At 64.2% G+C, this 12,796-nt stretch carries 15 protein-coding genes and 1 tRNA gene; 9 read left to right on the forward strand and 7 right to left on the reverse strand.

The window, feature by feature from the left end; translation table 11 throughout:
• The first annotated feature begins 28 nt into the window (after positions 1 to 28).
• The gene (locus ACYCVF_RS34600) at positions 29 to 2,716 is read left to right on the forward strand and encodes a PAS domain S-box protein (RefSeq protein ID WP_459604163.1); all 2,688 of its coding nucleotides are present in this window, start codon (positions 29 to 31) and stop codon (positions 2,714 to 2,716) included.
• Here the strand turns inward: ACYCVF_RS34600 and ACYCVF_RS34605 are convergent, their stop codons facing one another.
• Positions 2,717 to 3,070 (reverse strand): GrlR family regulatory protein, encoded by a 354-nt coding sequence (locus tag ACYCVF_RS34605; RefSeq protein WP_459604214.1) that lies wholly within the window; start codon positions 3,068 to 3,070, stop codon positions 2,717 to 2,719.
• 261 nt (positions 3,071 to 3,331) lie between these two features.
• Here ACYCVF_RS34605 and ACYCVF_RS34610 point away from each other — a divergent pair, with 261 nt between their 5' ends.
• On the forward strand, positions 3,332 to 3,823 hold the full coding sequence (locus tag ACYCVF_RS34610; protein ID WP_459604215.1) for a hypothetical protein: 492 nt from the start codon (positions 3,332 to 3,334) through the stop codon (positions 3,821 to 3,823).
• Positions 3,824 to 3,874: 51 nt separating this feature from the next.
• On the opposite strand, the gene ACYCVF_RS34615 is transcribed toward ACYCVF_RS34610, so the two are convergent.
• Positions 3,875 to 4,261 (reverse strand): VOC family protein, encoded by a 387-nt coding sequence (locus tag ACYCVF_RS34615; RefSeq protein ID WP_459604164.1) that lies wholly within the window; start codon positions 4,259 to 4,261, stop codon positions 3,875 to 3,877.
• 178 nt (positions 4,262 to 4,439) lie between these two features.
• Here ACYCVF_RS34615 and ACYCVF_RS34620 point away from each other — a divergent pair, with 178 nt between their 5' ends.
• From ACYCVF_RS34620 to ACYCVF_RS34630, 3 genes are all read left to right on the forward strand, one after another.
• Positions 4,440 to 5,012 carry a hypothetical protein gene (locus tag ACYCVF_RS34620; RefSeq protein ID WP_459604216.1) on the forward strand — a complete coding sequence of 191 codons (573 nt, stop codon included), beginning with the start codon at positions 4,440 to 4,442 and terminating at the stop codon, positions 5,010 to 5,012.
• A gap of 159 nt (positions 5,013 to 5,171) precedes the next feature.
• Positions 5,172 to 5,723 (forward strand): hypothetical protein, encoded by a 552-nt coding sequence (locus tag ACYCVF_RS34625; protein WP_459604165.1) that lies wholly within the window; start codon positions 5,172 to 5,174, stop codon positions 5,721 to 5,723.
• A 149-nt stretch (positions 5,724 to 5,872) separates the two neighbouring features.
• Positions 5,873 to 5,949 (forward strand) — tRNA-Arg (locus ACYCVF_RS34630).
• Between the two features lie 60 nt (positions 5,950 to 6,009).
• Here the strand turns inward: ACYCVF_RS34630 and ACYCVF_RS34635 are convergent.
• Together ACYCVF_RS34635 and ACYCVF_RS34640 are read right to left on the reverse strand one after the other, a co-directional pair.
• The gene (locus tag ACYCVF_RS34635; protein WP_459604166.1) at positions 6,010 to 6,975 is read right to left on the reverse strand and encodes an AraC family transcriptional regulator; all 966 of its coding nucleotides are present in this window, start codon (positions 6,973 to 6,975) and stop codon (positions 6,010 to 6,012) included.
• A 285-nt stretch (positions 6,976 to 7,260) separates the two neighbouring features.
• On the reverse strand, positions 7,261 to 7,539 hold the full coding sequence (locus tag ACYCVF_RS34640) for a hypothetical protein (protein WP_459604167.1): 279 nt from the start codon (positions 7,537 to 7,539) through the stop codon (positions 7,261 to 7,263).
• 256 nt (positions 7,540 to 7,795) lie between these two features.
• On the opposite strand from ACYCVF_RS34640, the gene ACYCVF_RS34645 reads away from it, so the two are divergent.
• On the forward strand, positions 7,796 to 8,206 hold the full coding sequence (locus tag ACYCVF_RS34645) for a DUF3775 domain-containing protein (protein WP_459604168.1): 411 nt from the start codon (positions 7,796 to 7,798) through the stop codon (positions 8,204 to 8,206).
• 39 nt (positions 8,207 to 8,245) lie between these two features.
• On the forward strand, positions 8,246 to 8,707 hold the full coding sequence (locus ACYCVF_RS34650; protein ID WP_459604169.1) for a host attachment protein: 462 nt from the start codon (positions 8,246 to 8,248) through the stop codon (positions 8,705 to 8,707).
• 24 nt (positions 8,708 to 8,731) lie between these two features.
• Here ACYCVF_RS34650 and ACYCVF_RS34655 read toward each other — a convergent pair whose 3' ends face one another.
• Positions 8,732 to 8,995: a hypothetical protein gene (locus ACYCVF_RS34655; protein ID WP_459604170.1), complete on the reverse strand. Its 264-nt coding sequence runs from the start codon at positions 8,993 to 8,995 to the stop codon at positions 8,732 to 8,734.
• 299 nt (positions 8,996 to 9,294) lie between these two features.
• Here ACYCVF_RS34655 and ACYCVF_RS34660 point away from each other — a divergent pair, with 299 nt between their 5' ends.
• A complete protein-coding gene (locus ACYCVF_RS34660) occupies positions 9,295 to 9,741 on the forward strand; it encodes a hypothetical protein (RefSeq protein WP_061027138.1) in 447 nt (148 codons plus the stop codon).
• 90 nt (positions 9,742 to 9,831) lie between these two features.
• On the forward strand, positions 9,832 to 10,722 hold the full coding sequence (locus tag ACYCVF_RS34665; RefSeq protein WP_459604171.1) for a DMT family transporter: 891 nt from the start codon (positions 9,832 to 9,834) through the stop codon (positions 10,720 to 10,722).
• A gap of 216 nt (positions 10,723 to 10,938) precedes the next feature.
• Here ACYCVF_RS34665 and ACYCVF_RS34670 read toward each other — a convergent pair whose 3' ends face one another.
• Positions 10,939 to 11,229 carry a histone gene (locus ACYCVF_RS34670; RefSeq protein WP_459604172.1) on the reverse strand — a complete coding sequence of 97 codons (291 nt, stop codon included), beginning with the start codon at positions 11,227 to 11,229 and terminating at the stop codon, positions 10,939 to 10,941.
• Between the two features lie 66 nt (positions 11,230 to 11,295).
• Positions 11,296 to 12,735: a cryptochrome/photolyase family protein gene (locus ACYCVF_RS34675; protein WP_459604173.1), complete on the reverse strand. Its 1,440-nt coding sequence runs from the start codon at positions 12,733 to 12,735 to the stop codon at positions 11,296 to 11,298.
• Positions 12,736 to 12,796 lie beyond the last annotated feature (61 nt).

Here is a 12,796-nt window from a genome sequence, read left to right on the forward strand (position 1 = left end):
CTCCAGCAGCCCGGTCCTCAAACCATCAATGTCCGCCGAATTGACGCCGCCCCCTGAGAAAAGGCGAACATTCTCGCTCTCCATCGGCCAGCTCACCTTCGGCAGCTTTCTGTTGGTGCTGGCGGTGATCATCGTCACGTCGACCGCGAGCGTGATCGCGATCCGGCACATCGATACCACCTTCGCCGAGCTGCAGCGGCTCCAGAGCGTCGGGGACCTTGCCGAGGATATCGACCGCCGCATGAACGAGCTGCGGCTTGCCGCCCGCGACTTCGTCACCGATCCCGGCGCCGGCATCCAGTTCCAGCAGGTCGGAGAGGCGGCCTCGACGCTCAGCGACATCCTGAAGAAGACCCGCATCGAGCTCGCGCCCGAGCAACAGGACATGATCGACGGAGTCACCGAGCGGCTTGCGACCTACCGCACCGGCCTCGAGCGGATATCCGCCCTTATCGACCGCCGCGCCCAACTGCTCGCCGGCCTGCCGCCGCTGCGCGAACAGTTCGACGCAGTCGTCGCAGGCACCGCGGATCGCGAGCTGGCGTCCCGCCTGTCTGAGGCGCAGAGCCGGATCGCGCTTGGGCTGCTGGCGCGCAACCCGTCCGCGGCAGAGCAAGCGGCGCAGGGGATGCGGGCGCTCGACATTGGCGATACCAAGTTGAAGTCGGCGGTGAACGATTATGCCGAGGCCATCATGGCAGTGGCCGTCCGCGAGCGGCAGATCGCCGACATCGATCGCGAAGTGTTGGGAACCGAAGGCCGGTTGATCGGCCGCGTCACGGAATTGCTGCGCGAGGTCAGCTCCCGGCGCGGCCACGTGCTCTCGCGCGATTTCGCCCGCACGCTGACCGAGGCGCGGTGGCAGAGCATCGTGCTCGGTACGGTCGGCGTGCTGATCGGCATCGCCGCCGCGCTGTTCGTGGTGCGCAGGACGGTCCGTCCGCTCGCCCAGATCGCGCGATCCATCCGCGCCCTTGCGGCCGGACGAAAAGACACGTCGATCCCGTCCGCCGAGCTCGACAACGAGATCGGCGACATCGCGCGGGCCGCCGAAGTGTTCCGCCGCGCGCTGGAGGAGGCCGACACGGCGCGCGAGGCGGCGGTACACGCACTCACCGAACAGCGCCTCGCCGAAGAGAGCTACCGGAAACTGTTCGAGGGCTCGGTCGACGGCATCTATGTGACGACGCCGGCCGGCGACCTCCTCAACGCCAATCCCGCCCTGGCGCGGATGATGGGCTATGACAGCCCGCAGCATCTGATCGACAGTATCAACGACATTGCCCACACCATCTACGTCCATCCCGAAGCCCGCGTCGAGTATCAGAGGCTGATGGCGCGCGACGGCATGGTGAGGGAGTTCGAGTACCAGGTGCGCCAGCGTGACGGCAACATCCTCTGGCTCTCCGACAGCGCCACGGGCGTGCGCGACGAGCAGGGCAACATCGTTCGCTACGAGGGTACGCTGCGCGACATCACCGACCAGAAGCGCGCGGAAGACGCCATCGCTGAAGGCCGGCGCCTGCTCCAGCAGGTCATCGACACCGTCCCCGCGGTCATCAACGTCAAGGACCGAGACCTGCGCTACGTGCTGATGAACCGCTACATGGCCGGCATCTTCAACATCGAGCCCGGGGACGCGATCGGCCGCACCACCGCGGACCTGATGTCGCGCTACGGCGCGGCCAAGTCCGACGAGAGTGACAAGAAAGTGCTCAAGCTCCGTCGAGGCCTCGGCTTCTACGAGGAGGAGTACAAGGACGCTGCAGGCAACATGCGGCAATGGCTGGTCAACAAGCTGCCGCTGCTCGATGCCGATGGCGAGATCGAGCGGATCGTGACCGTCGCGCTCGACATCGGCGAGCGCAAGCGCGGCGAGCAGGAGATGCGCAAGGCCAAGGAATCCGCCGAGACCGCGCTGCGCAATCTGCGCGAGACCCAGGCCTCGCTGATCGAGGCGGAGAAGCTCGCAGCGCTCGGGCGCCTGGTCGCCGGTGTCGCCCACGAGGTGAACAATCCCGTCGGCATCAGCCTGACGGTCGCTTCCGCGCTGGAGCGCAAGACCGCGATGTTCACCGCGGAAGTCGAGCGCGGCGAGTTGCGCCGCTCCACGCTCAACGAATTTCTCAGCACCAGTCGCGATGCGTCCTCGCAGCTCGTCTCCAACCTCAATCGCGCCGCCGAGTTGATCCAGTCGTTCAAGCAGGTCGCCGCCGACCGCAACTATTCGGACCAGCGCACATTCGACCTGGGCGACCTCACCGAGCAGGTGGTGATGAGCCTGCGACCGGGCCTGCGAAAGCACAATCTGACGCTCAACGTCGAGTGCCAGCCGGATCTGACCATGAACAGCTATCCCGGTCCGTACGGCCAGGTGTTGACCAACCTGTTTCTCAATTCGGTGGCGCACGCCTTCCCGGACGGCCGGCCGGGGACCATCGAGATCCAGGCGCGCGAGTCCGGCAAGGACAATGTCGAGATCATCTTCTCCGACAATGGCTGCGGCATGTCGTTGGACGTCCGCCGCCGTGCCTTCGATCCGTTCTTCACGACGCGGCGCGACCAGGGCGGCACCGGTCTCGGCCTGCACATCGTCTACAGCATCGTGACCAACCGGCTCGGCGGACGGCTCGACCTCGATTCCGAGCCTGGCGGCGGCACGCGGATCCAGATGATCCTGCCGCGCGTAGCGCCGCTCGAACAGGCGGCCGAATAGCTAATCGACGTCGGCCAACTTTTGCAGCGTCGCGCCAAAAATCTGGCTGGCCTTGCCGACCAGCGCGGTCCCTGTCATCTCCCCGCGCGTCTCCGTGAAAGTGCCGCTGACGCCGATGCCGACCGGGGCGGGGCCGCCGAACAGCGGATTGTCATCGCCCCGCGGCGACGTGTGCCGTTGCACCAGCACCTCGCCTTTGAAGGTGTGGTTGTCCTTCACCGTGTAGCTGCCGGTGTAATAGAGGTAGGCATCGCCGCCGAGAATCTTGCCGTCGCGGAAAAGAATCACGCCGCTGCCCTTGCCGACTCGACCATCGAGCAGGGTCACGTGAATTGAGTAGAGGCCGTTCTTCATAACGTCCCGCAGGTCGGCCGCCATCGCCCAATGGCGTAACCGGTCCGGCTTTTATGCCAAAGGCCATCCCCTGGCGCAACGCGGCAGTTTGCCGGCCATTCGCGGGAGAGTGCAGCGGCGAGCCGTAGTTGTCCCGGCTTGCACGTGACACCGTCATGACGGCTTGATGACAAGGCGAGGCCCGCTGTTGCGAATCCGAGTTGGCCCGCGAAATGCATGATCATTGTTGCACTGGCCGCGGGGTGCTGGAGCAAGACGAACGTGACCAACTGGATCAATTCCGGCGGCGATGAGCCGCGTCTGTACGGTGCGCGTCCCACGAATTGCGAACAACGGCGGATCGGCAGTGCGATACGCCGAAGAAACCCACCAAGGCTGGCGTTTGCCGTTGCCTTGGTTGCGCTCCTGGCCCCTTCAGGGCACGCGCGCGACCGCGGCCAGTTCGTCAACACCAATGCCGAATTGAAGGCATGGTTCGACAGTCTGCGTAGCGGCAAGGGACCTTGCTGCTCCGATGCCGACGGTTCGGCGCTCTCGGATTCCGACTGGGACAGCAAGGACGGGCACTATCGCGTGCGCGTCCCGCGCTATGGCTACGCGCTCGACGGCCAGCAGCAGGAACTCGTCTGGCTCGACGTGCCCGAGGAGGCCGTGATCTCGGAGTCGAACCGGGTGGGCCGCACCATGGTCTGGCCGATCTACGGCTACATGGGCGTCAGTATCCGCTGCTTTATGCCCGGTAGCATGACTTAGCCTCACGGGGCGTCAGCCATCCCGTCGCAGTCCGAAGCTGCCGGCGCTGCGTCAGGTGTATTTGCTGTCGCGCTCGAGCAGCTCGATGGAGATGCCTTCGGGGCCACGGATGAAGCAGATGCGCACGCCGGGCCGGATGGTCGTCGGCTCCCGCGTGAACGTGACTCCCTTGCCCTTGATCTCGGCGGCGACGGCGTCGATGTCCTTCACAGTCAGACCAATATGGTCGAGCCCCTGATGCGGATGCGGGGGCGGCGGGTTGACGGCGCTGTCGCCCTCGAGCGGTGCGATGAAGATCCTGGCTCCGCCGAGGTTCACGTCGATCCGTCCGGGGACGCGCACGATCTCGCCACCAAGGATGTCCCGCAGCCAGGCCGCCGTGGCCTCTGGATCGGGGCTGCGCAGATGGACGTGATCCCAAGTGACGGCGATCGGCATTTCATAGTCTCCCAACGGGTCTTTCGATGTTGCGGCGCATGTTAGCGGCCTCGGCCGGTGGTCGCTACCGTCCTTGCCGACTCGCATCGCGTGCGGGAACCTTAGTTCCTCTGCGGGATTAAGGTAAGCAGTGGCCGAGTCCGTCGTTGGTGGTGCGTCGGTCGCGATCGGTGCAACCATGAATGCCAGGCTCGAGCGGATCGGATTGAGGCGCTTCGCCGGGACCGGCGAACGATTGGCCCGGGCCGTGACGATCGCGAGCGTATCGTTTGGGCGAAGCGTTCTATGGTTGATGGCGGCTATCGTCGTCGGCTGCGGCATCTGGATGCTGCTGCCTCTTTCCAAAGGCAACAGTGCTGAGCCCGTGAGGCCGGAACTGGCGGCCGTCGAGGCGGCTCCCTCGGGCGATGCGTCCGTAGCAGGGTCGCCGGCGTCGGAAGCTCAAGTACCGGCGACGGCAGAACTCGATCGTCTCAGGATTTCATCGCAGACCTGGCGCCGTGGCGGCCTCGGCTCCAAAGCCCTGGTGACGTTCACGCTGCGTAACGACAATGACTATGCCGTAAAGGACGTCGAGGTCGTCTGCGCCTTTATGCGGCGCGACGGCAGTCATCTCACCAATCGCAGCCGCGTGCTGGCGGACCCCGTCAGCATGAAGAGCCGCAAGACTTTTGTGCGTATTCCCGTCGGCTTCGTCAACGTGAATGCCGACCAGGCAAAATGTTCACTGGTTGCAGCACGCCGCGCCTAAATGCGGCGTGTTCCGGTAGCGGAAAAGTTACTCTTTGCGGTCCTTGGTAAAAAACCATGCATCGCCATTTGAACCGAAAGGCTGGGCAAGGAACCAATTGAGAGATCGCCTGTTGAGGCGGAGTGCCCACGCGGGGATGCGGGGGGCGGAGTGCGGCCAATGCCCATCTTTAGGTATTTCATTTTCGTCGGTGGAGCTTTGCTCGCACTGCTGTTCGCGGCGGATTTCGTTTTCCCGGCGGCGCCCGTAGAGCAAGCCGTCGCGACCGCAAGCAACGACCAACCCCTGATCCGAATCCGGTCCGATCGTCACCTGCCTGAGAGAGTCGTGCTCGACACCAACCAGCCGACGATCGCCGCACCCACGGTGAAGACCGCCGCTGTTGAGGCTCCCCAGCCGCCGGTACAGGAGGGCGTGTCGCCCGCTTTCGCCGAGATGTCGGCCAAGACGCGGGTACGCGAGACGTTCGCACAGTTCACGCCGGCCCCGAAGGCCGAGACCGCCGCAGTCAGGAGGGCCGACGGTCGGCTGCAGACTCAGGCCCAGCAAGCCCAGGCCCAGGTCCCGCAAGCTTCTCCGGCCCAGGCTCAGACCACACAAGCTCAGCCCAAGCGCAAGGTCGCCAGGACGCATCCGGCGCCGTCCTCTGGTCGGCCGATGATGCTGGTGGCGCAGCAGCCGCATTTCGGTCTCTTCAACACGACCTGGTGAGAGCGGGCGGTGAACCGCCTCGATCGAGGCGGGAAGGGCTTTTTATTGGCCTGCCTCTCTGCTAATTCGAACGCGTCCGAACGCCGTCCGGTGCTGGCTCACCAGCCCCGGTCCGGTGTATGTCGGTTGCGGCCCGGTCCCCGGGCCGGGCGCTCGTAGCTCAGCTGGATAGAGCATCGGATTTCGATTCCGAGGGTCGGAGGTTCGAATCCTTCCGAGCGCGCCAGTCCTCAGTTGTTCCAGATATGTTCTCAACGTGCGCTGGCCGGGAGGGCCTGCGCGTCTGTCAGGCTGCCCCGATACGGCTCTGTCGCCCGCGCGCCAGCGTGTCGGACGGCGCCTCGTGGAATGTCGCGCGGTAGGCTGCGGCAAATTCACCGAGATGATGGAAACCGTGGGCGCGCGCGCAAGTGGCGACGGTGGCACCGCCGCCCTTGAGGAGGCGGGCGCGGGTCGCCCACAGCCTTTTCAGGCGAATGTACTGGTGCAGGCTCATGCCGCGCACCTTGCTGACGGCACCGCCGAGCGTCCGGATCGAGACGCCAAACTCGCCGGCGAGATCGGCCGTATAGATCGGAGCGGTCGGATAGGTCGCGACGAAATCGTCGATGCGCTGCACGAGGTTGATCGCTCGCTGGCTCTGGATCGAGGCGCTCCGGTCCGACATCTGATCGATCCGAAACAAATCGTCGAGCGCGAGCAGCAGGCCTTCCTGGAGATGGGCCGCAACCTCGGTGGTTTCGAACAGGCACGGCTGCACTGACGCGGTGCGCAGGATATCGAACAGGAGTTGTCGGGCGTGGAGCAGGGCGGGCCGGTTCGCGACATGAGCCCGCAAATGGTCGGCGCGGTCAAACCACCCCCGGTCTCTCAGCTCGGGGGAGAAGATGATCATGGCATGATGATTGGTCTGGGGCTCGACGAAATGGCACCCATCGTTGCCGCGGAGCGCAACGAAGAAGCGGGCGTCGAGGTCCATTCCCTTGACATTGACCTGAAGGTCGTCGGTCATGGACAGGATCACCATCCCGCCCGGCATACGATAGGCGGTGTCGAGGATGCGCGCGAATGATCTCATCATGATGATGCGGCACGCCGGCAGGGAGACGATGGCGCGGGCCGCCGCGAAGTTCGGGATGTCGAGCGGAATGCTTCTCGCATCCTCCATCGTCTCGATCGGCCGAAACGCATCGACGTCGGAAAAGCCGATCAGTTGAAGCGCGGAGGATGGAGCGAGGTCGTCGAACAACATGCTACTGGCCGGCTGCTGAAATAATGCAATCAAATAAACGTCGATGCACCATCAATGGCGAAACATCGCGCTTCAGTAAACCGGATTCCGGGCCGTAGTATTGCGGACATCATGCCATGAAGTCCGCCGGATCGGGTGCGACGGGCGAAGGACGAACTCGTCGCCTCGTATATTTAGAATGACGCTATCGGCTCATTTCAACTTTGATCCAGATCAGATCCAGACCGGCGGCCGCGCGGGATATGATCTCGCAAAAGCGAAGGGGCCCTGAGGGCCCCTTCAAAATCACCAGCGGCGATAGCCGTGGTAACCATAATGGCGCGGGCCGTAATAGCGCCGTGGCCCATAGTACCGTGGGCCGTAATATGGCCGTGGCCCGTAATACCCGTAGTAGTTTGGGCGCCACCAGCACTGCCCCCACGCGTTGCAGACCATGCGGACCTGCTCGACGCCGGAGACCTGCGGTGTCGCAGGCGCGGGCGCGATGGGCATGGCGAACGCCGCCGACGATGCCGCGAGGGCGCCGAACAAGGATGCGGCGACGAGGCCAGTCTTGAGATTCATGATGTCTTCTTCCTCTGCTTACGCGATGCAAGGTATCGAAGCTGTTCCGTCAAATTGTGGCGGAACCAAAATGTAATGCTGATGAACAAATCTTCAGCGATCTGGTCGGTCCTCAGTCCATCCGCCAGCTGGCGTAGGCCACAGGGCGATGCTGTCCCTTGGACGTTGATCCTGCGCAATTCGCAATTGTGCCTTGGCACTTAATGTTGCCGACACGACAGCGGCGTAGTGCCTGCTGCGGGGCAAGGTGAGCTGGATGCGAGTCATTCCAAATCTGTCGATCTCGCCGGAGAAGGTCTTCTTCGTCGTCTCGAAATCGCGCCGGTCCGACAGCGAGGCAGCCGGCAGTGGCGTCATCCTGGAGTCCGGCGACGACGACATGAGCTACGGCCGGGGCGGGCGCGGTGAAACCACCGACCGTGCGGAGCTTGCGGGCTTCATCCGCTCTCTCAATGTCGACGAGCAGATCGATCTCGTGACGCTGACCTGGCTCGGTCGCGGCGACGGTGATCTCTCCAGTTGGCGCGAACTGCACGCCCAAGCCGCGCAGGTGCACAACCAGCGCACGGCCTCCTACCTGATCGGTACGCCGATGCTCGCCGACTATCTGGAGGAGGCGATGGCGCAGTTCGGCAAGTCATTCGAGGAATTCGAAGAACATCTCTGATGCGGACGCGGCATCGATGAGTTTCAAGGAGAGTCTGCAATGGACAAGATGAGAATCGACAAGGGTGACTGGCTGGTCGTGTGCGACGGGCGCAAGGCGCTCATTCTGGAGAACCTCGGCGACGAAATGTTTCCGAACCTCCACACCCGTGAGGTGCACGAGCAGTCCAATCCCTCGACCAGCGCGCAAGGCAGCGATGCCCCGGGACGAATGCAGCCGGCGGCCGGCGGAGCGCGCAGCTCGGTCGAGCAGACCGATTGGCACGATGAGGCCGAGCGCGCCTTCCTGCGGGGATTGGCCGGCCGGCTCGATGATGCCGTCAGCTCCGGCGAGACCAAGGCCCTGACTATGGTGGCCTCACCGCGCGCGCTCGGCATGATCCGCGCCGACTATTCGGATGTGGTGCGCAAGGCGCTTCAGGGGGAGGTTGGCAAGGACCTCGTGAAGCTCCCGGTCTATGAGATCGAGAAGCAATTGCTGCAGTCGGGTGCCGCGAAATAGGGCACCCGCAGGGGCCGCGGCGCCTCAGTAGCAGGGGTGCCGCCGGCCGTCCTGGCCGATATAAGCGGCCGCGCTGCGGTAGCAGTGGTTGGTCGAGGGGCCGTCGTAGTAGGCGAAGGTGCCGGGGGTGATGCCGGGTCCGTAATTGTGCAGATAGCTGATCGGGTAGGGCAGCGGGTTGGCGTAGGCGCGATGGTACCGGCGATGTCCGTTCGCCTCCGCGAGGCCAGGGGCTAGAATTGCAGCCGTCAGGGCCGCAACCGCGGCTACAAGCGTCAACTTGCTCATCTCGATTCTCCGGAACCCGCTCGAATAGGTCAGCCACTTATAACAATTTCGGCCGGCCCGGCATCGGCCTGGAGGCCAGAAATCAAGGCCAATTCCGTGGATTTCCGGGCGGTGTGACAGAATTGCCGGACAGGCGGTGGAAAGCTGCCCATTTTTGGCCTTTTCGGGATGCTTAACGAATTCCCCACACAAGTATGACCAAAGAGTATTGGGTTAAGAATCCTGCCGCCGTCCCCCGGGATCACTTGCGGGTCCTTCGAGGTCGGTGCATTCCTGAAGGCCATCGCCGTCATCTCACCATGCGCATCACGCTTCTGAGTCTGCTGTTGCTCTCCGTCGCCGCCGCCACGCCGGCGCGCGCCGAGTTGCACATCACCCGCGACCATGGCGGCTATGTCGAGGAATACAAGGCCAAGTACAAGCGCGTCCGCGAGAAGGGCGAGCGCGTCATCATCGACGGCATCTGCAACTCAGCCTGCACGCTCGTGCTCGGCATCGTGCCGATGAACAAGATCTGCGTGACGCCGCGCGCCAGCCTCGGTTTCCACCAAGCCTATTACGACAAGGCGTTCACCTTCGGCATCAAGGTCACCAGCGCCGAAGGCACCTCCGATCTCATGTCCTACTATCCGGACAAGGTGAAGGACTGGATTCGCCGCAATGGCGGGCTCACGACCGACATGAAGAAGATCAAGAACGGGGTCGAGCTCTGGAAGATCGTCGATCCCTGTCCGGAAGAATGGTAAGCGGCTGAGCTGCCATCCGTCGCAACGCAGCATCGCCCGTCCGGAAATTCGCATTGCCGCATAAGCTCCTCATCAGGCAAGAGGGGGGCAATGAATCATAATCAAGAAGCCCTGACTCCCCGTGCCGCGCCGGTCCTGTTCGTCCTGCTCTGGAGCACTGGCTTTATCGGCACCAAATACGTCGTCGACAACGCCGATCCCTTGACCTATCTCGCCATCCGCATGGCGATCGTGGTCGGGCTGATGGCGATCATCGCGGGCATCGCGCGGCCCAAATGGCCGGATCGTGCGGGCATCGCGCATAGTGCGGTCGCCGGCATCCTCGTCCACGGCTTCTATCTCGGCGGCACCGCGATCGCGATCGCGCATTCGATTCCTGCCGGCCTTTCCGCGTTGATTCCGGGCCTTCAGCCGATCCTGACCTCGACCATTGCCAATCGCTGGCTTGGCGAACGGGTGACGCCGGTGCAATGGGCCGGCCTCGTCCTCGGCCTCGGCGGCGTGGTGCTGATCCTGCACAATCGTCCCATGACCGGCGAAGCGGGGCTCGGTTGGCTGGCGTCGGTGGTCTCGCTGATCAGCATCACGCTCGGCACACTCTATCAGCGCCGCTACTGCAATCATATCGACTGGCGTGCCGGCAATCTCGTGCAATATCTCGCCGTCACCGTCTTCTTCGCGATCGGCGCCTTCCTGTTCGAGGACCGCGTGGTGCACTGGACGAGGGAGTTCGTGCTCGCGCTCGCCTGGCTTGCCGTAGCCCTCTCGATCGGATCGATCGGGCTGTTGTATTGGCTGATCCGCCACGCCGCAGCGACCTCGGTCGCGAGCCTGTTCTATCTGGTGCCGGCCGTGACGGCGCTGATGGCCTATCTTCTGTTCGGGGAAAAGCTGGACGCAGTTGCCATTGCCGGCATGGCGCTCTGTGCCGCGGCGGTCTTCGTGGTCAATCAACGCTCTTGGCAGCGTACACAGCCCTGACGTGTGTTGACCGTTTCGTGCGAGGCTGGAGCTTTCAACCCGTTTCTTTTCAGCACAGAGCGGCGGCGCCTCAACGCCGAGGACCGGCGCGTCCATCGCAGTGAATTCCGCGATCCCGACGGCAAGCACCACCCCGGCCGGCGTGCGGCCAATCGAGGGTCGGCTGCCGACGTCTCCGGGTGCGTCCGCAGCCGGAGACGTCTCTCAGCATTGCGTTCAGCGCTTGGCCTTTTTGGCCTTCTTCGACTTGGTGGCTTTCTTGGCGGCCTTCTTCGTGGCCTTTTTCGCTTTTTTCTTGGACGACTTCTTTGCCGCTTTCTTCGGGGACTTCTTCACAGCCTTCCCGGTTTTCTTTTTGGCAGCTTTCTTCGGCGCGACTTTCTTCGCGACCTTCTTGGCTGCTTTCTTCACCTGCTTGACGGCGGTGACCGCGGCGTCCTTGGTCGCTTCCACCGCATTGGTGATCGTGTCCATCGCCTGCTCGGTGATCGGCTTCTCGTCGTCCATGTCGTCCCCCATTGTTTGAACGGAGCGATGACGATAGCCGGTTTCGAAATTGTGTCAAAGCAACGCTCAACCTTTGCGGATCTTCGCGTAGGCCGCGAGCGCGCGCTCGCGCCCCCTGGCATGATCGACGACCGGCGGCGGATAGGTCTTGCCGATCGTGATGCCCGCGCTCGCAAGCTCGATCGGCGTCGCCTTCCACGGCTGGTGGATCAGCTTCGCCGGCAGGTTCTTCAGCTCCGGCACCCAGCGTCGAACGTAGGTTCCATCCGGATCGAACTTCTCGCCCTGGAGTTGCGGATTGAACACGCGGAAATAGGGCGCGGCGTCGGCGCCGCAGCCGGCGACCCACTGCCAGTTGGCGGGATTGCTCGCGGCGTCCGCATCGACCAGCGTGTCCCAGAACCAGGCTTCCCCCTCGCGCCAGTCGACGAGGAGGTGCTTGACCAGGAAGGAGGCCACCACCATCCGGACGCGGTTGTGCATCACCCCGCTGTGCCAGAGCTCGCGCAGGCCGGCATCGACGATGGGATAGCCAGTGCGCCCGCGCTGCCAGGCGGCGAACGCCTTGCTATCGCGCGTCCACGGGAAGCCATCGAAGTTGGTCTGCAGGTTTTCGCTGGCGAGGTTGGGGTGATCGTGGAGAAGGTGGCGGCAGAATTCGCGCCAGCCGAGCTCGCTCAGGAATTTTTCGACGCCGGGCCCGCGTGCGGGATCCTCGGCCGCGGCGAACCGTGCGGCGTGCCAGACCTGGCGCGGGCTGAGCTCGCCGAACCTCAAGTGCGGCGACAGCCGTGAGGTACCGTCTCGGTCCGGACGGTCGCGGTCGTCGACATAGGTCCGCGCTGTGTGCCTGAGGAAGTCGCGCAGGCGCCCTCGTGCGGAGGCTTCGCCGGGAATCCATGCCTGCCGTAGGCCACCCGCCCAATCGGGCTTGCTCGGCTCGAGCTTCCAGCTCTCCAGCCGATCGCTGGCGATCCTCGGTGCTGGGCGCAGCGCCTTCGGCGCGGGCAACGGCTTTGGGGGATCGCCGAGCGACAGCACGCGCCGCCAGAATGGCGTGAACACGCGCAGGCCCCGGCCCTCCTTGTTGCGGATTGCCGAGGGTGGGACGAGCAGATCGCCGGGAAGGATTTGCGAGTCTGTGCCGAGCTTTGTCAGCGCCGATTCGAGCGCTCGCTCGACCGACCTATGCGACGCCTGGGCGATCCCATTCCAGTAGACGGCGCGGGCGCCGCTCTCGCGCGCCACCTCGGGGATGACCCGGGCGGCCGGCCCCCTGCGCAGGACCAGCGATCCGCCGCGCTCGGCGATGTCGGCCCCGAGCGCCCGCAGCGACTGCGCCAGCCACCAGCGCGCCGCGGCGCCCGGCGCCCGCGCGACCGCATCGTCGAGGACGTAAAGGCAGACCACCGGCGCTGCAGTCTTCGAAGCAGCGTGCAGGGCGGGGTGGTCGGACAGGCGAAGGTCATCGCGAAACCAGACGATGACAGGCGGCGGGCTTGGCATGATCGGGCGTGTATCTCGCTGAGCTGATCCTCAATATACGAGACACACGCGCAGAGTTTCA

The organism is Bradyrhizobium cedriense (assembly GCF_054602315.1).

Excerpts from the sequence above, each read along its gene's own strand:
- ACYCVF_RS34600 (WP_459604163.1), top strand. The coding sequence starts at position 29 with ATGTCCGCCGAATTGACGCCGCCCCCTGAGAAAAGGCGAACATTCTCG.
- ACYCVF_RS34605 (WP_459604214.1), bottom strand. The coding sequence starts at position 3,070 with ATGAAGAACGGCCTCTACTCAATTCACGTGACCCTGCTCGATGGTCGA.
- ACYCVF_RS34615 (WP_459604164.1), bottom strand. The coding sequence starts at position 4,261 with ATGCCGATCGCCGTCACTTGGGATCACGTCCATCTGCGCAGCCCCGAT.
- ACYCVF_RS34620 (WP_459604216.1), top strand. The coding sequence starts at position 4,440 with ATGAATGCCAGGCTCGAGCGGATCGGATTGAGGCGCTTCGCCGGGACC.
- ACYCVF_RS34625 (WP_459604165.1), top strand. The coding sequence starts at position 5,172 with ATGCCCATCTTTAGGTATTTCATTTTCGTCGGTGGAGCTTTGCTCGCA.
- ACYCVF_RS34635 (WP_459604166.1), bottom strand. The coding sequence starts at position 6,975 with ATGTTGTTCGACGACCTCGCTCCATCCTCCGCGCTTCAACTGATCGGC.
- ACYCVF_RS34640 (WP_459604167.1), bottom strand. The coding sequence starts at position 7,539 with ATGAATCTCAAGACTGGCCTCGTCGCCGCATCCTTGTTCGGCGCCCTC.
- ACYCVF_RS34645 (WP_459604168.1), top strand. The coding sequence starts at position 7,796 with ATGCGAGTCATTCCAAATCTGTCGATCTCGCCGGAGAAGGTCTTCTTC.
- ACYCVF_RS34650 (WP_459604169.1), top strand. The coding sequence starts at position 8,246 with ATGGACAAGATGAGAATCGACAAGGGTGACTGGCTGGTCGTGTGCGAC.
- ACYCVF_RS34655 (WP_459604170.1), bottom strand. The coding sequence starts at position 8,995 with ATGAGCAAGTTGACGCTTGTAGCCGCGGTTGCGGCCCTGACGGCTGCA.
- ACYCVF_RS34660 (WP_061027138.1), top strand. The coding sequence starts at position 9,295 with ATGCGCATCACGCTTCTGAGTCTGCTGTTGCTCTCCGTCGCCGCCGCC.
- ACYCVF_RS34665 (WP_459604171.1), top strand. The coding sequence starts at position 9,832 with ATGAATCATAATCAAGAAGCCCTGACTCCCCGTGCCGCGCCGGTCCTG.
- ACYCVF_RS34670 (WP_459604172.1), bottom strand. The coding sequence starts at position 11,229 with ATGGACGACGAGAAGCCGATCACCGAGCAGGCGATGGACACGATCACC.
- ACYCVF_RS34675 (WP_459604173.1), bottom strand. The coding sequence starts at position 12,735 with ATGCCAAGCCCGCCGCCTGTCATCGTCTGGTTTCGCGATGACCTTCGC.